The organism is Rahnella bruchi, assembly GCF_003614975.1.
Lineage (GTDB): Bacteria > Pseudomonadota > Gammaproteobacteria > Enterobacterales > Enterobacteriaceae > Rahnella > Rahnella bruchi.
The window spans coordinates 40,541-58,462 of the sequence record NZ_QZWI01000022.1 but is presented as its reverse complement, the minus strand read 5'-3'; the positions used below and the strand labels follow the sequence as shown (position 1 = coordinate 58,462).

General features: G+C 47.5%; 12 protein-coding genes. 8 read left to right on the top strand and 4 right to left on the bottom strand.

The features are described 5' to 3' along the window. Positions 1-20 precede the first annotated feature (20 nt). The 4 genes from D5398_RS23630 (at position 21) to D5398_RS23615 (ending at position 4,402) form a co-directional block, all read left to right on the top strand. On the top strand, positions 21-476 hold the full coding sequence (locus tag D5398_RS23630) for a MarR family transcriptional regulator (RefSeq protein ID WP_120509801.1): 456 nt from the start codon (positions 21-23) through the stop codon (positions 474-476). A 25-nt stretch (positions 477-501) separates the two neighbouring features. After that, positions 502-1,680: an HlyD/EmrA/EmrK family protein gene (locus tag D5398_RS23625; RefSeq protein WP_120509800.1), complete on the top strand. Its 1,179-nt coding sequence runs from the start codon at positions 502-504 to the stop codon at positions 1,678-1,680. Positions 1,681-1,690: 10 nt separating this feature from the next. Beyond that, positions 1,691-3,226 carry a DHA2 family efflux MFS transporter permease subunit gene (locus D5398_RS23620; protein ID WP_120509799.1) on the top strand — a complete coding sequence of 512 codons (1,536 nt, stop codon included), beginning with the start codon at positions 1,691-1,693 and terminating at the stop codon, positions 3,224-3,226. A 309-nt stretch (positions 3,227-3,535) separates the two neighbouring features. After that, the gene (locus tag D5398_RS23615; RefSeq protein ID WP_120509798.1) at positions 3,536-4,402 is read left to right on the top strand and encodes a hypothetical protein; all 867 of its coding nucleotides are present in this window, start codon (positions 3,536-3,538) and stop codon (positions 4,400-4,402) included. A gap of 186 nt (positions 4,403-4,588) precedes the next feature. Here the strand turns inward: D5398_RS23615 and D5398_RS23610 are convergent, their stop codons facing one another. The 4 genes from D5398_RS23610 to D5398_RS23595 all read right to left on the bottom strand — a co-directional run bounded on the left by D5398_RS23610 (position 4,589) and on the right by D5398_RS23595 (position 12,130). After that, entirely contained in the window at positions 4,589-7,504 is a 2,916-nt protein-coding gene (locus D5398_RS23610; RefSeq protein WP_120509797.1) for an Ig-like domain-containing protein, read from the bottom strand. 363 nt (positions 7,505-7,867) lie between these two features. Continuing rightward, positions 7,868-9,616: an Ig-like domain-containing protein gene (locus tag D5398_RS23605; protein ID WP_120509796.1), complete on the bottom strand. Its 1,749-nt coding sequence runs from the start codon at positions 9,614-9,616 to the stop codon at positions 7,868-7,870. A gap of 403 nt (positions 9,617-10,019) precedes the next feature. Further along, the gene (locus D5398_RS23600) at positions 10,020-10,562 is read right to left on the bottom strand and encodes an ankyrin repeat domain-containing protein (RefSeq protein WP_120509795.1); all 543 of its coding nucleotides are present in this window, start codon (positions 10,560-10,562) and stop codon (positions 10,020-10,022) included. A gap of 38 nt (positions 10,563-10,600) precedes the next feature. Beyond that, positions 10,601-12,130: a catalase gene (locus tag D5398_RS23595; protein WP_120509794.1), complete on the bottom strand. Its 1,530-nt coding sequence runs from the start codon at positions 12,128-12,130 to the stop codon at positions 10,601-10,603. A 699-nt stretch (positions 12,131-12,829) separates the two neighbouring features. Between D5398_RS23595 and D5398_RS23590 the strand changes: the two genes are divergently transcribed. The 4 genes from D5398_RS23590 (at position 12,830) to D5398_RS23575 (ending at position 17,866) form a co-directional block, all read left to right on the top strand. Further along, entirely contained in the window at positions 12,830-13,132 is a 303-nt protein-coding gene (locus D5398_RS23590; protein ID WP_120509793.1) for a hypothetical protein, read from the top strand. Between the two features lie 420 nt (positions 13,133-13,552). Continuing rightward, positions 13,553-14,170 (top strand): response regulator transcription factor, encoded by a 618-nt coding sequence (locus D5398_RS23585; RefSeq protein WP_120509792.1) that lies wholly within the window; start codon positions 13,553-13,555, stop codon positions 14,168-14,170. A gap of 2 nt (positions 14,171-14,172) precedes the next feature. Beyond that, positions 14,173-17,325 (top strand): ATP-binding protein, encoded by a 3,153-nt coding sequence (locus D5398_RS23580; RefSeq protein ID WP_162940832.1) that lies wholly within the window; start codon positions 14,173-14,175, stop codon positions 17,323-17,325. Positions 17,326-17,404: 79 nt separating this feature from the next. Further along, positions 17,405-17,866 carry a DUF1090 domain-containing protein gene (locus D5398_RS23575; RefSeq protein ID WP_120509790.1) on the top strand — a complete coding sequence of 154 codons (462 nt, stop codon included), beginning with the start codon at positions 17,405-17,407 and terminating at the stop codon, positions 17,864-17,866. Positions 17,867-17,922: the final 56 nt, after the last annotated feature.

The window sequence follows — 17,922 nt, the reverse complement described above, 5'->3', positions numbered from 1 at the left end:
TTAATGACCAGGCAATTATTATGCTCAATAGTACAGCTCATACCGACGATAAATTTCATCTTGGCTTGCTTATCCACCTCGCGAATCAGTTCAAAGACCAGCTCATTAGCCAGTACTTTTCCGATGCGGACATCACAGCCCCACAGTTCAAAGTGTTGATTAGTATCCATAAAGGCTGGACAAGCCCCGTTGAAATCAGCAAAAACCTGGTGATGGATGCGGGTGCCATGAGCCGCATGGTCGACCGGATGGTGAAGCGGGAACTGATTGCACGCACCCCTAATCCGCAGGATAAACGCCAGATCATTCTGACGCTCTGTGATAAAGGCCAGGCCCTATGTGATCGTTTTGAGAAAGATGCGCAGGACTCAATCATCGGCAAACTCACCGCACGCCTTACTCCCGGGGAATCCCGTTCACTGGTCGAGCTGATTACAAAAATGCTCCCGGACGAGATCACCGCACCTCATCGCTAACGTTTTTAATAAAGGTCATCACAAGATGGAAACCACACCGGCACAACACGTCGAGCGCGGCAGTAAGCGCAAACGTAATTTTCTTATTTTGCTTCTGATTCTGGTGCTGGCCGCCGGGGGCATTCTTGCGTGGTATTTGCTCTACGCCCGTTTCTATGAATCTACTGACGATGCGTACGTCAACGGCAATCAGGTAACGTTGACGCCACAGATTGGCGGCACGGTGACTCAGGTAACGGTAGATGAAGGCGACTTCGTCGAGAAGGGCCAGCCTTTAGTCCTGCTTGATCCGAGCGATACCGAAATCGCCCTGCAACAGGCGGAAGCCAACCTGGCTAACACCGTTCGTCAGGTTCGCGGACTGTACAGCACGGCGGATAACTATCGTGCCCAGGTTGCGGCCAAAAAAGTTGCGTTGCAAACGGCGCAGAATGACTATGCCCGCCGTCAGAAAATTTTCGCTTCCGGTGCTATCGCCGCGGAAGACTTATCCCACTATCGTGATGCAGTCACCAGCGCGCAGAGCGATTTAGCCTCCGCGCAGGAAGCATTACGTACCAACACCGCGATGGTTGATGACACTGTTATTGACAGCCATCCGGAAATTAAAAGTGCAGTCGCCACACTGCGCCAGCGCTTTCTGGACAACGCCCGTACCACCATCGTCGCACCGGTTAGCGGCTATGTTGCTAAACGCGCCGTGCAGCTGGGTATGCGTGTGGATTCCGGTACCACATTGCTGGCCATCGTGCCGCTTCGCGAAGTGTGGGTGGATGCCAACTTCAAAGAAAGCCAGATGAGCACCATGCGCCTGGGACAAAAAGTCACGCTCAATGCAGATCTCTACGGTGACAACGTGGAATACCACGGCACTATCGAAAGCCTGGGTATCGGCACCGGCAGCGCGTTCTCTCTGCTGCCAGCCCAGAACGCCAGCGGTAACTGGATCAAGATTGTCCAGCGCCTGCCGGTACGCATCACGCTCGATCCACAAAATATGCAGAAGCACCCGCTGCGCGTTGGCCTATCGATGAACGTTCGCGTTGATATCCGTGACGACGGTGGTCACCTGCTGCCGCAGCAAGCCGTTAGCACCCCGAGATTCACCACGGACGTGTATCAGAACCCGCTGGCCGAGGCGGATAAGCTGGTGGCTAAAATCCTTCATGACAACAGCAAAACGGTAGCCGCAGGCAGCCGCTAAGAGAGACGTTATGCAAGATAAGGCCGCGTATACGCCGCCCAGCATGTGGCTGGCGGTGCTCGCACTTTCGCTGGCGACATTTATGCAGGTGCTGGATTCCACCATCGCCAACGTGGCGTTGCCGACGATTGCCGGTAACCTCGGCGTCAGTGCAGATCAGGGAACCTGGGTGATCACCTCGTTTGCGGTGTGTAACGCCATCGCGCTGCCGCTGACCGGCTGGTTTACCCGTCGGTTCGGGCAGTTAAAGCTGTTCATCGGTTCAGTAGTGATGTTCACCCTGACGTCATTCCTGTGCGGTTTCGCCCACAGCATGACCGAGCTGATTATCTTCCGCGCCCTGCAAGGCTTCTTCGCAGGCCCGATGTTCCCGATGTGTCAGACGTTGTTGCTGGTGATCTTCCCGCCGCTCAAGCGCAGCATGGCCCTGGCGTTACTGTCGATGGTGACGGTGGTTGCACCTATCGTCGGGCCTATTACCGGCGGCTGGATCACCGATAACTATTCATGGCCATGGATCTTCTACATCAATGTGCCCATCGGCATTTTTGCCGCTCTCGTGGTCTGGACCCAGATGCGTGCCCGTGAAGAAACGACCAGTCATGTGCCAATTGACTATATCGGCATCGCGATGCTGGTGATGGGCGTTGGGTTGTTACAGGTTGTTCTGGATAAGGGCAACGACCTCGACTGGTTTGCCTCAACGCAAATCATCGTCATGACGGTAATTTCCGTGATTTCACTGGTGTCGTTTGTGATCTGGGAACTGGGGGAACGTCATCCGATTGTTAACCTTCGCCTGTTCAAAGAGCGCAACTTTGCCATTGGTACGCTCTCGCTGACGCTGGGTTACGCCGCGTTCTTCGCCATCAACATTATTCTGCCACAGTGGCTGCAAACGCAGATGGGCTACACGGCGATTTGGGCGGGGCTCGCCGCGGCACCGATGGGCGTGCTGCCGTTAATGATGACGCCGATTATTGGCCGCTATGCCAACAAAGTGGATCTGCGCATTCTTGCTTCACTGTCATTCCTGACCATGGGGGCATCCTGTCTCATCCGTGCGCAGTTCAACACGGATGTCGATTTCCGCACCATCGCAGAAGTGCAGTTGTTCATGGGGATTGGCGTGGCGTTCTTCTTTATGCCGATTACCACCATCGTCTTGTCGAATCTTAACGGTGCAGAAATCGCCGAGGGTTCCGGTCTGGCGACGTTCTTCCGCGTACTGGGTGGGTCGTTCGCCTCGTCGCTGACGACCTGGATCTGGTCACGCAGGGAAGTGTTTCACCATGCCAATCTGACGGAGAGCGTCTCCACGTATAACCCGGCAGCGGTGGATTATATTGACAAGTTGGGAGGCGCCTCGCAGCAACATATGGCGTTAATCGATAAAACCATCGAGCAGCAAGCCTACATGATGTCGACCATCGACTACTTCTGGATATTAGGCTGGGGCTTTATGGCGCTGATTGTGGTGATCTGGTTCACGCGGCCACCTTTTAGTCGTTCTGGTGCACCGGGAGCACCGGCAGCAGGGCACTAAATGAAAGGGTACAATTAAAAGCAGCCAACAGGGTGCAGACATATCGATTATCCGGGAGGATGAGGTCAGCACCTTTCCATGTTCTGTGTCCAGAGAGGGTGGCATACATGCCGCCCTCTGACCCACGTCCTTTTGCTAATTGATGTCCAGTAAAGAAACCGCCGGGAAAACTGATCTCTGGCCACACCCCTTTTTTGACGATAATTTAGCTATTCTTAAGCTAAACTCATCATGAGGGTAAATTTAGATTAAATTAATCCGTATTTTTAATTCAGCACGTTAGTCCTATAATTATTAACAGGGGTTGTCATGTTGAAAAAATACTTCGTCAGATTGAAAATAAAGTTATGGAAGAACAAACTGCCACTATTTACACGTTTCTCCGTAACCAATGGAAATCCTTACGATTATTATGATGTCTATTTTTTAGATGTTAATGGCTTTCGATACAATCTGGTCGGGTATAATGAGAATGTCGTTACACTAGGGAAATGGGACCCTGTTCTGCATAGTTGGTCAGAATACGTGACGGTTCCCGCGCAAGAGCTGTTGGCCATGCAGGAAGAAATTATTCATTTTCGTCGCCACGGGCCGTTGCGATTTAATTCTATCACTCTCTTTTCATTGCATTATTATACAAGAATTGCATACGTTAAAAACTTTATTAGCCGTACTAAAGGGCTACTCTCATCTGCACTTATATCCAGAAAAGAGGTGCGAAGTCGTGACAGGATAATGTTACTTGATTTGTTGTTAACTCAATATATAAGACAAGCTCCTTCACAGGTAATCAGTGGTATTTCCGAAAATGAAGTAATTGACTTATTGTACGGAAAACTTTGGTATAAGCACATTCGCAATGAAGAATTCCGCCGCAAAATCAAGCTTATTTTGCAGTCTCTTGTAATCACAGAAGATTTGTCATTGAAAGATGAACGTTACTTTATCGAGGGAAAGGCTATTTCAACTATTGTTGCTCATGAAAAAGAAGATATCCGCGACACTCAGCAAATTAAAATGCAAAAAAACATTGTGCGCCTGATGATAGTAATTTCATTGTCAATATTGATAATTACACTCGCTATCTTATCACAGGCGGGCGTTGTGGACCTGGGACGCCTATGGCAATACATTTTGAATATAAAACCGTTGCGTTTTTTACTGAAATTCGTTTAAGTTAATAACAGCAGGGTATTACTCTTTTAATCAGATGAGAGGCTCAGGGTATCAAAGTAATCAGTTTCTTACATGAGTATTCAAATAATTCTCTTAACGTAAAATAATTTCCTCTTCCAAAAATGACCACCTTATAAAAGTCCCTGACAAGAGCCAGGGACCCGATTAGGTTACAACACCAAAAGCTTACGCGACCTGATGCAGTTCCAGACCGTGCTGAACCAGCAGTTCTACATCACCGCCGGTATGCTGATAGACCTCATATTGAATCCCGCCTGATGTCACACCACCTGCGTCCTGCCAGGTGTTATGGGCAAGATCGTCCACTTTGAGCTCAACCACATCTCCCTGGTCACCGGTAATGGCTAACTGCTTATGGCCATCCTGAATAAACAGATTAGTATGGGCTTCGCTCAGGATGTCATTCAATACCAGGTGCAGTTTATCCTGTTGGTTATTTGTCAGGTCTGCATGCACTACCGAATGATTACTTTCTGTCATGACCTGTGAAAGTATTAGTGGATGATTGACTTCGTCAACAGCTGACTTTTCTGCGATATAGTTTGCAGCCAGATTATCCCTCGCACCCCATTCGATATTATCGACCAAAATGCCACAGCAATCAGTAGGTGATGAAATAATAAAATAGGATATTTTCTCACCAACCGGGGCAGTAAACATCATATGATCCAGATTAAAGAGACAAGACCAGGGTTGTACCGCAGGAACCTGAGTGCCAAGTAATTCACCTTCTGAATTATAATAGCTGACTCTATTATTCACATCGAAGTATTCCTGAGCGCTCACATCCAGTTTTACAGTTTCAGCACCACCACCGCTTAAACTTACTTTCACCTCAGAATAATCAATATAAAGAGAGTTCTCATTAGTGGGATCCCGGAAAAAATCAACCCATTTCCATGCGTTAGTTATATAGGTACTCCCTATATTGCTAACATCTGAGATCGTAAGTCCTGACTCCAGCTTGAATTCTCCGGTTATCCTTGCGGACCATATAGATAATTCGTCGAAGTTTTCACTCCCGCTGCTGGAGGTTTCTACATTCACCACAAAGTTACCGGAATGCCCGCTGGCGTTACCGGCTGCATCCGTCGCCGTGGCCGTGAAGGTGTGTTCCCCTTCACCGCGCGCAGACGGCGTGTAACTCCAGTCTCCATCGCTGTCGGCGGTAGTCGAGCCCAGCAGTGAACTGCCGTCATACACTTTTACAATGCTGTTGGCTTCGGCATGGCCGTTCAGGCGTGGCGTGGTGTCATCTGTAGTGCCGCCGTTATTGTCGTAACCTTTTGATGTCCCGACATCATCATAGTAATTGTCGATAGCCGGCGCATCCGGCGGCGTAGAATCGGGCGCATCAATGTAAATCACGAAGTCTGCTGAGGTGTCGCTGGCATAACCGGCTGCATCCGTCGCCGTTGCCGTGAAGGTGTGTTTTCCCTCAGTACGCGCCGACGGCGTAAAGTTCCAGTCCCCGTCTTTGTCTGCAGTGGCGGAGCCCAGGAGTGAACTGCCTTCGTAAATATTCACCACGCTGCCTGCTTGTGCATGTCCCTTCAGCGTAGGCGTGGTGTCATCTGTGGTGGTACCATTTTTGAATTCACCGCTCGCGTCACCCACATTGTCGAAGTATTCGATAATAACAGGGGCGTCCGGACGCTCAACGTCCTGGTTTGAGCCCACCAGGTCCACCGTGTAGGTGCTGCCGCTTACCGTATTCCCTTCGACATCCTGGGTCGTGATGTGGAAGATGTTATTGCCATTCAGCATCGCCTGTGTGCCATGGAACTGGTAGCTCCAGGTGCCATCTTTGCCGACTTCGAGAGTGGCAATATGATAGGTTCTTCCTTTGGAATCGCTGTGCATCGTCAGAGTGACGATATCGCCCGGCTCTCCCGTACCGTGCAGAGCCGGCGCTTTGTCATCCGTTTTGCCGCCGTCAGGGATATTGCCCGTATGTACGCCCACATCGTCAGTGATTCCGGTGATGGCCGGAAGCACGGCGCCGTCGGCATTGCTGCCAACATAGTTCACACTAAATTTATCACCGAAGTCATACCAGGCGTTCCCGACCGCATCCACGGAACTGATGCCGAAAGAATACGTCCCGTAGCTGGTGAAGGCTTGGGGCTGATACGTCCACTCTCCATTCTCATCGGCATGCACCGTCTCGAAATACAGCTCCTTGCCGTTCGGGCCCACGACGTGGATATCCACGCGGGCGCCCGCCTCAGCGTGGCCGTTCAGGACCGGACGGCTGTCATCCGTTACTCCCCCGTTGGCCACAAAACCTGTATGCAGTCCGGTGTTGTCCGTTGCTGTCACAATAAACGGCTTTTCAACGTGCGTATCCACTGTGATACCAAACGACGCGGAACGGTGGCTTTCTCCGGCTGCGGTAAACACCGAGGCGCTCAGATAATGCACCCCGTCGCTCAGCTCGGCACTCTTATAGGTCCAGATACCCTGACCGTTCGCCGTGGTCGAACCCATCAGCTCGCCGTTGTCGTAGATGTTGACCAGAGCGCCGGCATTGGCGTGGCCGGACAAGTCCGGACGGCTGTCGTTGGTTAGATCACCGCTGTGCAGGGCACCGGTGAAGCCTTTATAGCCAACGACATTATCCACTGCGGAGTCGAGTGTGATATCCGGGGGCAGATCCCCGTTTTGCTCTGTGGTGTACAGGGTGTAAGGCAGGGAAATCAGAAAGTTGCTGGTCGCGGAGTCCGTTACGACGGTGTTGAAGATATATTCGTGGTCAGACTCAAGCGGAATGTCCGGGGTGAAGGACCAGCGCCCGTCATTACCGATAATCGCGGTACCGATGGCCTGTGTGTTACAGAAAATGGTGATTTCCAGGCCAGCGGTGAAGTCTTCCTGCATACCCCCGAGGGTCGGGGTCAGGTCATCAGTGTAGCCAAACTGTCCGATATCTCCGGTGTGCAGGCCCTGGTTATCGTTTGCGGAATCAATGCGCGCTATGCCAGATTCGGCCGGGGTGGGAATAAGCCCGCCGTTACCGTCGAGGGGAAGGCTGGCCAGCTGTGCTGCCAGCAAGACATTATTATGTAAAGAGTCAGACATAGGTGTCTGTTATCCTTATGATTGAATGATGTGTCAGTGCATCCCAGTTGTGCAGTGGAGCGCCCGGAACCCAAAAACGGGAAAGGTGATATCACTCAGCCAGTTACCCGCTGTGGGTAAGGTAAAGATGTGCAGACAGCAATAGAACAGCAGAATATAGAAGAGTTCTTTCCAGAAAAATAATAGGGATGGATCTTATTAATGTGTGGCTAAAACTCCTTTAGTAACAATGCATCATCAGCGGCACAGTTCGGCAAAATACGTTATTCTCGGGTATGCAGAAAACCATAAATAACTTCTCTGAAAAATACGAATGTAGTGGTCGGATTTAAATGGCCACTACACTCGCAGAAAATCATAGAACTACATCACCAGGTGCAGTTCAGTCCCATGCTGGATAAGAAAATCGGTATGAGCATTCGCATTTTGATAAATGTCGTAAGTGATGCCACCTGACGTAGTTTCCCCCATATCATGCCAGTTATTAATATTCCCCACTTCAAAATTAACCGTATCATTAGCATCACCTGCAATGGCGAGCTGTCGGTTGCCATCATCAACAAAAATATCCGGACTGGCGTGGTTAAAAACATCACCCAGCGATATATTAAGGGTATCCTGCTCCCCATTTTGCAGATTGATAGCCGACCCAAGATAAATTCCATCATCCTGTCCACTGATAATATTTTCATCGGAAGCAGCGGGTGTTTCAATATTTATCAGGAAATCTGCAGAATGAGAACTCGTATGACCATCAAAGCTTGTGGTTATCGTAAAGTCGTGCGACCCCGTATCCAGTGCTGATGTTGTGTAATGCCATGAACCCAGGGTGTCAGTACTCACAGAACCGATGAGGAGACTCCCGTCATAAATACTAATGATGCTTTGATGTGCTTCCTGACCAAATAATGTAGGGGTGGTATCCTCTGAAGTTGTATCACTATAATAATAATGATGACTATCTCCTGAGTCGTCTAAGTAATATTTAATACCTGAGACTTCAGGAGCAGGGCTAACAATATTGATCACAAAATTTTCTGAATGTGCGCTGATGTTACCTGCACTATCCGTTGCAGTGACCGTGAATGAATTTACTCCATCATCCTGAGGCGGTGTGGTGTAATCCCACCCCCCGGACGCGTCTGCAACGGTAGAGCCTATCAAATGGCTTCCATTATAAATTTGAACAATACTTCCTGCCTCTGCAGAACCGATAAGCGTTGGTGTCGTATCGTCAGTAGTATCATTGTAAAAGTTATATCCTTTGCTGCTCCCTGCATTATCGTAAAACCAGTTGATATCAGGAGTATCCGGCACTGTCGTATCCGGGCTCTGGATATTCAAAGTGAATCGATTACTGGCCATGCTGCTGTGACCTTCAGCATCCTCACTGGTGACTGAAAAGGTATAGGTTCCGTCACGTTGAGCCCATGCGGATGATGATGCCGGATCATATGTCCAGTTTCCGTGGCTGTCAGCGAGCGTGCTGCCCAATAAGTGGCCATATCCATCACTCCAGACGGAAACAAGGACAATGCTGTCAGCTTCAGCCGAACCCTGCAATAAAGGCGTGGCGTCATCAGTTGTACTGTTGTTTACCAGCGTACCTGTGGAATCGCCAAAATTATCAATAGCATGATTAATAACAGGTATTACGTTTGAGGCATCATCCGGGATGTCGACATTGATGGATAAAGTCGTGGAGTGTGCACTGACATTTCCTGCAGCATCTGTCGCAGTTGATGTAAGTGAATGCATATCCTTGCTAAGCACGGGTGTTGTAAAGCTCCAGCTGCCATGCCGGTCTGCGAGCGTAGAACCTATCAATAGGCTACCATCATAAATTTTCACGATAGCACCCGCCTCAGCATAGCCTAGCAGCATCGGTGTAGTATCATCTGTCGTGTCACCATTAAAGGTATAGCCTGTTTCTTTTCCGACGTTATCATAGGCCCAGTTAATTACTGGCGGAATTGGCGCAGTGGTATCTGCTTCGTTTTCATTTAATGGCTGAGAATAATGATTCGCCAACGTTTGTTCTTGTAGCGCTGGCACCAGTTCGCTCTCATTCAGCGCGGCTGACAGAGGCAGAGGGTTATTTCTCTTCATCATATAAATACCTGAGTTAAATTTCCTGAAATATATTATGCGGCTTAAGCCACAGAGCAATTCTGAAATGAATCCCAAGCAGTCTAACCTGTATCATCCTGTAATTAACGAAATAGAAATATCTAAAAATCAAATCCTAATGTGTTTAATATAATCACAACTTACTTATAACATCACTTCGACCAGGAATTTAAAGATGATAATAATTAAGGCGGGGCGAGCGGATTTATTGAGATAATGAGGTAAAGAATACTTTTTAATTTCATGGTCGAAGGCTAATGATTTTCTTATTGAATAAATGTAACTTTTGCTGAATGACAGGTGTATATCACTTATCATCCATGCAACGTAAACCTTATTCACGGTACGCGTCTGTATTGTTCAGCAGGCCCCGGCTCTCATTGGCTCATTTGCTCTGCGAGGTGATCCAGTCGGACAACGACGTATTACCCTGCTGTTTTGCCAGCGTTGCCGCACTGTTCCCTTGCTTATCCGAAAGGCTGAGGTCAGCACCTTGTTTTAGCATGTAGGTCAGGAACGCCTTGTGTCCAAAGAGGGCGGCATACATAGCCGCAGTCTGGCCAACCTCATTTTGCTGATTGATGTTCGTCCGGGGATCGCTAAGAATGACTTTTGCAGCGTTAATGTCGCCTTTATATGCGGCGCCCATCAGTGCACTTCTACCGTGGTTATCCAGCAATGACGGATCAGCGCCTTGTGATAACAGATATTTGGCGGTGTCATATTGGCCATGATAGGTCGCTAATATCAGCAAAGTGTATCCATGATCGTCTGTTTGATTAATATCAAAACCGGAGGCAACTGCTTTTTTGAGGATGTTAACCTCTCCGTAGCGTGCCGCATCAATGACTCCGGGAGTTAATTTCGCCATTGCTGAGTGAATAAATAAAAGAAAGCAAAAGCACACGGCGCATTTAATTATCTTCATCGTTATATCCTGCCTGTTTACGCAGGCAGGCTCCTTATTTAATCGGTTAATTTTTCTGCCATTTTTTGAATCATCGCAAGATCGTCTTTTGTATGTTCAGCAAGACGTTTTCCATATTCCGCATCGGCCCGATAAAAATAGCTCAGCATTGTGTGTCGTACCTGCTCGTTCTTAACTTGCATTAAGTCATTGCCCAGATCGTCAATAAGATCGTTTTGCTGTTGCGGAGTCATTGAGCGGTAATAAATACCGGCTTGCTCAAAGTTGTCCGTTTTCGCAATGATTGCTTGTTGCACCGTGCCTTCGAGTGTTGGGGTGGTTTTTTTGTATGCCGGATTATCCTTCACGGCGTTGTCAGCTACTGAAGGCTGATAATTCACATCCCCGGAGGTCATGCCCTGATGACCACTGCCATCCTGGTTATAATTTCGCACCTCGACTTTCGGGCGGTTAACTGGAATATTTTGATAATTTGCCCCGAGGCGGTACATATGCGTATCCGCATAGGAGAAAAGCCTCCCTTGTAACATTCTGTCTTCCGATGCTTCTATTCCGGGAATGAGGTTAGACGGGTCGAATGCGACTTGCTCCGTGGTTTCAAAGAAATTGTCAGGTACTTTATTCAACGTCAGTGTGCCTATTTTAGTTTCAGGGACGTTGAGCCACTCTTTTGTGTCATCCAGGGGATTGAACTTGAAATTATTAAGCTGCGCCGGCTTAAGCGTTTTTATATATAAATCCCAGACCGGATATTTACCGGCCTTAATGGTGTTATACAGATCGTTAGTCAGATTATTGAAATCTTTCGCCTGCTGTTCTTTAGCCTGCGTGCCACTATAACCGGCGACACCCTGACGGCTTTTGAAATGGAATTTAACATAGGTCACTTCGCCTTTATCGTTTACAAACTTAAAGGCATGTACGCCAAAACCATCCATTTTACGATAGGACGACGGGATACCCTGATACGAAAAAATACGCGTCAACATATGCGTGCTTTCAGGCTGATGACTGAAAAAGTCATAGTACCTGTTCGGGTCCTGCACATTGGTAACAGGAGAGGGCTTGAGCGAATGAATCATGTCGGGGAACTTCATCGCATCGCGGATAAAGAATATGGGTTCACTTAATCCCACTAAATCCCAGTTACCTTCAGAGGTATAAAATTTCATGGCAAAACCATGCGGATCGCGCAATTCTTCTGGTGACCCCTTCGGATGGATAACCGTTGAAAAGCGAACAAACACAGGCGTTGTGGTGCCCGCACTAAAGACCTTCGCGACCGTTAAGTTCGAAATGTTCTTTTCTGCTTTGAACTCCCCAAAGACTCCTGTTCCACGGGCGTGCACAACCCGTTCAGGTGTCCGCTCGCGGTCAAACCGCTGGAGTTTCTGCAGCAGATGGGCATCCTGCAATAAAGTTGGACCTGCGGGTCCGGCAGTTTGTGAATTTTGATTGTCCCCAACAGGGGCGCCATTATCTTGCGTCATTTGATTATTGGTGGCCGCCAAAGAAAATTGTGGTGACATAAATAACAAAACAACACTGGATAGAACGACTTTATTCATTCTCTTCTCCCTAATTATTTTTTGATACCTGCATTGGTGCATTGGATATAGCCCTTTTTTGTTTTATCACACTTGAGAATTAAGTGAAAATTACTCCCAAGCAATCCTCCAGACTTTACGGGTAAAATACTTTTTAAAAAATGCAATTTCATATATTTAAAAAACCAGAGTGACAGCCGCTTGCAGGTTAAAATTGAAACCAGAGTAGAATAATCACATAACTAAAAAGGATAGCCATTACCTATTAGTGGAATTGGTCAGGTTAGTGCGAATTAAAGCCATTAGGGATATTTGAGTGATCGCGATCACAATAAAAACATAAACTCTGCATTTTAATGGGATGACAGAGGATTATGGATCGATGTTAAAAATACAAAATGAATGCACTCATTTTAGGGTGACTAATAAAAAGGAGCTGTCGCGGCGTAGCTATCTGCTCCAGAGACATAGTCACTATGTCATAACATCAATCATTGGGTCGAAATTGAAAAACAACGACAATCCGATGCCAGTTATTTTATATAAATTTAAATATAAACAAAAATATACTTTTAAACTATTTGATATGCATTGATGATGGCGTGTGAAAATTGAACTTCCTAGATGAGGTTTTGCTACGCATTGGAATCTGACCGAAACAGATACGTTAATTGTCGTTCCATGCTGTAAATAATGTTCTTAGTTTTTAGAGGTAATATGATGAAAAGAATCATTCTGGCATTAACCATTGCGGCCGTTAGTCTCCCGGCATTTGCTCATTATCATCCGATCGCCAGAGCAACTGTTGTGGCTACATCCGACCATCCTGTTGCCATGGCGGCAGCGACCAGTGGTAATGGAGCACACCCTGTTGCCCGCGGTGCTGCAATCGCTTCATCCGACCATCCTGTAGCAATGGCCGCAGCGACGAATGGTAATGGTGCACATCCTGTCGCCCGCACGATGGTTATTGCAGGTTCTGACCATCCTCTTACTGCGGCGGCTGTGACCGGACATTACTGAGTCTCCTGTGTCCTGATTTAAGAACCTCAGATGAATAGATTTCCCAGGTTAAGCAGGGCACTTTTTTCTCAGTACTTTGTTCACATCGCACGGACAGGCTGTGGCACAAGCTGCAGCTACTCATGTTTCAGACTCCCCCGTAAGCGTTCCATCAGCACGTTGCTTGTCAATTCTCCCTTCTGGTCACCAAATAATTCTATTTTGGATGTAAGTTTAGCCTCCTGATTATTCAGTCACATCAACAAAAACATGACGCTACTATTATGCCGCGCACACAAATTCATTTTATTAAATTTGACATTCTATTTTTTAAATAAAAAACCAATTTATACTGCGTTGCAAAGGAAAGGTACATTATAAAATAAATTTGTATAGTATCTGCATTACAGACAATAAATTGACAGGCGTAAACAAAACATTATGATTCCGATTTTACTTGTCGACGATCACCCTGCAATTTGTTTCGCACTAAAAATTACGCTTGAGAACAAAGGCGATTTTTGTGTAACCAGCTCTAATGGAGACAGATTACTCCAACAAATACACCAAAGCACACCCGACCTGCTCCTGCTGGATCTTGAGTTGAATGGAAGTGACGGCCTTGACATGTTACCTCGTATTAAACAACATTTCCCGAACCTTAAAATCCTGATTTATACCAACCAATCCGCCGAAGTGTATGCTCAGCGAACGTTAGAGGCCGGGGCTGATGGCTTTGTAAATAAAAATATTGATCTCGAAGAACTGGATCCTATTTGCCGTTTAATCCTCGCAAATTATCATTTTTTCCCGGCAGAAGTGATGGGGTTTATCCGCCAAAAATTACAATCACCACAACCTCAGGATAATTTGCTATCCCGCTTGTCTGACCGGGAATTGACTGTTTTGCAGTATCTCAGGCGAGGAAAAACAAATAAGCAAATTGCCGATATATTGCTCCTCAGCCATAAGACGATCAGTACTTATAAAGTCAGAATGCTGGAAAAGTGTAATGTTAAAAGCCTTGATATCCTTATGAATCTGCTTGAGGACATATGAGCATGTTAAGGTGGTGGATGATTGTCTGGTACGTAATGAGTATTTTTTTCGGGCAGGCTTTCGCCTCAGAGAATGAATTACAGTTGCTGGCCCGCAGTAAATTTACTCTCGAAAACCCTGGTTTAAGTGGAGAACAGTGGCGCTGGGTGCGTGAACATCGCCAGTTGCGGCTTGCAGTCTGGCTACCTATGTCCCCGCCTTATGACATCACGACCGGATTAAACGATTACGGTGGCATCAATGCCGATTTTTTGGGGTTAATTGCTGAAAATCTCAATATCAATATCGAGGTTCTTCGCTACCCCAGTTACCATGATGCAATGTCTGCACTGGTGAATGGCAAAGCAGATTTAATCGCTCAGGCAGGCCAAAGTCAGCTCGATAAGCATATGGTGCTGAGCAGACCTTATAGTATTAATACGCCAGTAGAGGTTGAGAATATTGATTCGCCCTCCCATCAGCATACGCGGCGGATTGCAATATGCCCTCAATTCAACAGCAAAGCTATTCTGGAACAGTTCCCCGGCGCGCAGTTAGCAACATTTTCCTCCAACCGTCTTGCCTTAGAAGCGCTGATGTTCCGGCATATCGACGTTTTTATCTGCGATGTGACCACAACGCAATATCTGATAAGCCAGTCGAATTTCAGCAATCTTTCCACCCGACCTGTTGATCGTTCCTTTAAGGCTGTCGGTTTTGCTTTTGCGGCATTACCGCAGAATAAGCCCTGGATTGAGGTTATCAATAAAATACTTGAAGCCTTACCCGACAATGTCTCAGTAGAAATTCACAGACGCTGGAATGGAGGATTTCCCCTTTCGCTGAGTGAGCAGCGTCCCGCATACACCCCTCTTGAGCATAAGTGGATTGAAGACCATCCTAAAATTCGCGTTGCAGTGATTGAAGGCAATAGTCCTATTTCGTGGATTAACGCAGCTGGTCAGCTCCACGGTATTATGGCGGACCTCCTTACCGCATTAAGATTACGCACCGGTTTTCATTTTGAGATTAAACCCTATCCGAATTTTGATGCTGCCCTGAAGGCAGTCGAGAACGGAGAAAGTGATCTTGTTGCCGGAGCGATTCAGAAAAATATATGGCAGCATAATCTTTTGACGACCCGGACCTGGCTTTACAACTCCTGGGTCATGGTAGGCAAAAAAAATGCCCGAATGAATATGCGGGCCCCACACATTGTCGCACTTCGCGATCAGCGGCCTAAAGACTGGCTGCAAATGCATGATGACGGGAATGTCATCAGAACGGACACCTGGAGAACAGGTCTTATGTGTGTGCTGCAGGGGCATTGTGACATCATGCTTGTCCCTCTTCTGGTGGCCAATGACTGGTTAAGTGCCGATGAATTTTCTGGATTAGAAATCCTCGGCAGCGTAGATACCGCACCCATGCGTTTTTCATTGGGCGTCTCACAAGACTTGTACCCATTGTTAACCATTCTGAACAAAGCACTTATTAATATTCCTCCCGAAGAATTTCACGCCATCACTCGCAATAGCGGCAGCATCAATCAACATCTGGTATCGGCGACTAATCTTTTTATTGATCACAAAGCATTGTGGATTTCTCTGGCTGTAATATTTATGGGGCTGTCGGCGCTCAGTTGCTGGTATTTAGTCGTATTGCAACGCAGGATGAAAATATTAAAAAAATCTAAAATCGTCTCTGATAATGCGAATGAGATCAAAAGCCACTTCATCGCAACAATGAGTCATGAATTGAGGACGCCGGTCAGTGCCATCATTGGCCTGATTGAACTGGTTATGAAACGCCCTCACGATATAGAAGATAATCAGAAACGCATTCAGGCAGCCTGGCAGGGAGGGCAATCTTTGCTGTCGCTGATTGGTAATATCCTGGATGTGTCGCGCATTGAGGCAGGGAAATTGACGCTTTATCCTTGCAGAACACCACTACTTACCCTGCTTGAATCCATTGCCTTGCTCTTTGAGGGGGTGGCGGCGCAAAAAGGGCTGAAGTTTAATCTGGAAATGGACAGCGAGCTGAAAGATGACGTGTTCGTCGATCCTCTTCGTCTGCGGCAAATCATTTCAAACTTACTCGGTAACGCCATTAAGTTCACGCCTTCCGGTAGTGTAACGCTCAGGGCGATTCACCATCTGGCAGAGACTGACAACAGGATAAACCTGCAGATCGATGTGCAAGATACCGGCAAAGGAATTTCGCCTGACGTTCAAAAGGGGCTCTTCGAGCGATTTTCTCAGGGCGAGAATAAGCGAACTGGCGAGGGGAGCGGCCTGGGGTTGTACATTTGCCGAAAGCTCATCGAAAAGATGGGAGGGGAAATGGTGTTGCAAAGCCAGCCACTGCAAGGAACGCAGGTCACCGTTCATTTGTGCTTGCCTCTTTTGCCCGCAGCAATTGATACCCTTGCCGGTAACTCTCCAGCAGAAGTCTTCCGGCCTTACCACTTGCAGGTGTTCATCGTCGACGATAACAGTGCAGGAAGAATGCTGCTTGAACATCAACTTATTCACCTTGGACATCATGCAACCAGCTTTGCCAGCGCAAAAGCGTTAATCGCGCATCTTGAACATCATCACGCTGATCTGATCGTTACTGACTGCAATATGCCGGAAATGGACGGTTTTGAGCTTGCCACCCACATTCACCAGCATTATCCCGACATCCGTTTGCTCGGCGTTACGGCTGATGCCCGTGACAACACGCGCCTGGCGGCTATTGCCGCAGGAATGGATGGATGTCTGTTTAAACCCATCACTTTAGAGCAATTAACCGATGGTATTCAGAGTCTGACATTCACAAATGACCCGCCCAAAATTAACTTACCCGCCGCGTTGCTGGAAGGTAAAAATGGCCGCATTTTTCTTACCCTGCAAATTAACGAACTGGAAGAGATGCTCCGCTGGTTCGCACAAAGCAATGGGATGAACCAGCAGGAATTGCCATCAAAACTTCATCGCTTGCGGGGTGGGTTGCAGTTACTGGGTGTTCCCGAGATTGAGGCGCTGTGCATCCGGCTCGAACAACGAATCACGCAGCCTGAGCTGGCGGAACTGGAAAGCGCGCTGATTTATCTTTGTGAAACGCTGAAAGTAAGCCTACAGAAGCTGGAGACAGTCCTACACGAAAATGAGGAAGCGGACGCGTCGTAAACGCCACTGCGTGATTTTACACTTTGTTCAGAAATTAGGGCCCCGGTATTGGGCATGTAACTGACCAAGGAGATCGACAATGAAAAAATTAACAACAGCTTTAACTCTGATCATGGCGACAGGTTTCTTCACCGCTGCTCACGCATCAGACAACTGCGCATCAAAGCGTGCTTCACTGGAAAAACAAATCTCGATTGCTCAGAAGTATGGCAACACCAACAAAGTTGCGGGCCTGAAAAAGGGTCTGGCTGAAGTGACGGCACACTGCAACGACAACAACAATCACAACAATAACAACAATAATAATCACAACAACAATCTCTCTGATGCCCAGAAGGATGTCTCGAAGCTTGAGAAGAAACTGGCTGAGAAAACAAAAGACGTCAACGAAGTGCAGGCCGATTTGAACAAGGCCCAGGCTCGCGGTGACCGTCAGAAAATCTCTAAATACCAGCGTAAACTGGTTGAAAAACAGAATGATGTCCGTGAAGTACAGCAGGACCTGAATCAGGCTCGCGCTAAACTCGCTCGTCTGCAGTAGTAATAAATCTGCTAAGCGGAGTCAGGAAAACCTGTCTTCGCTTAGCGGTTTTTTGC

Bases quoted from the DNA above. Each gene is read 5' to 3' on its own strand.
- D5398_RS23630 (WP_120509801.1), top strand. From the start codon at position 21: ATGCTCAATAGTACAGCTCATACCGACGATAAATTTCATCTTGGCTTG.
- D5398_RS23625 (WP_120509800.1), top strand. From the start codon at position 502: ATGGAAACCACACCGGCACAACACGTCGAGCGCGGCAGTAAGCGCAAA.
- D5398_RS23620 (WP_120509799.1), top strand. From the start codon at position 1,691: ATGCAAGATAAGGCCGCGTATACGCCGCCCAGCATGTGGCTGGCGGTG.
- D5398_RS23615 (WP_120509798.1), top strand. From the start codon at position 3,536: ATGTTGAAAAAATACTTCGTCAGATTGAAAATAAAGTTATGGAAGAAC.
- D5398_RS23610 (WP_120509797.1), bottom strand. From the start codon at position 7,504: ATGTCTGACTCTTTACATAATAATGTCTTGCTGGCAGCACAGCTGGCC.
- D5398_RS23605 (WP_120509796.1), bottom strand. From the start codon at position 9,616: ATGATGAAGAGAAATAACCCTCTGCCTCTGTCAGCCGCGCTGAATGAG.
- D5398_RS23600 (WP_120509795.1), bottom strand. From the start codon at position 10,562: ATGAAGATAATTAAATGCGCCGTGTGCTTTTGCTTTCTTTTATTTATT.
- D5398_RS23595 (WP_120509794.1), bottom strand. From the start codon at position 12,130: ATGAATAAAGTCGTTCTATCCAGTGTTGTTTTGTTATTTATGTCACCA.
- D5398_RS23590 (WP_120509793.1), top strand. From the start codon at position 12,830: ATGAAAAGAATCATTCTGGCATTAACCATTGCGGCCGTTAGTCTCCCG.
- D5398_RS23585 (WP_120509792.1), top strand. From the start codon at position 13,553: ATGATTCCGATTTTACTTGTCGACGATCACCCTGCAATTTGTTTCGCA.
- D5398_RS23580 (WP_162940832.1), top strand. From the start codon at position 14,173: ATGTTAAGGTGGTGGATGATTGTCTGGTACGTAATGAGTATTTTTTTC.
- D5398_RS23575 (WP_120509790.1), top strand. From the start codon at position 17,405: ATGAAAAAATTAACAACAGCTTTAACTCTGATCATGGCGACAGGTTTC.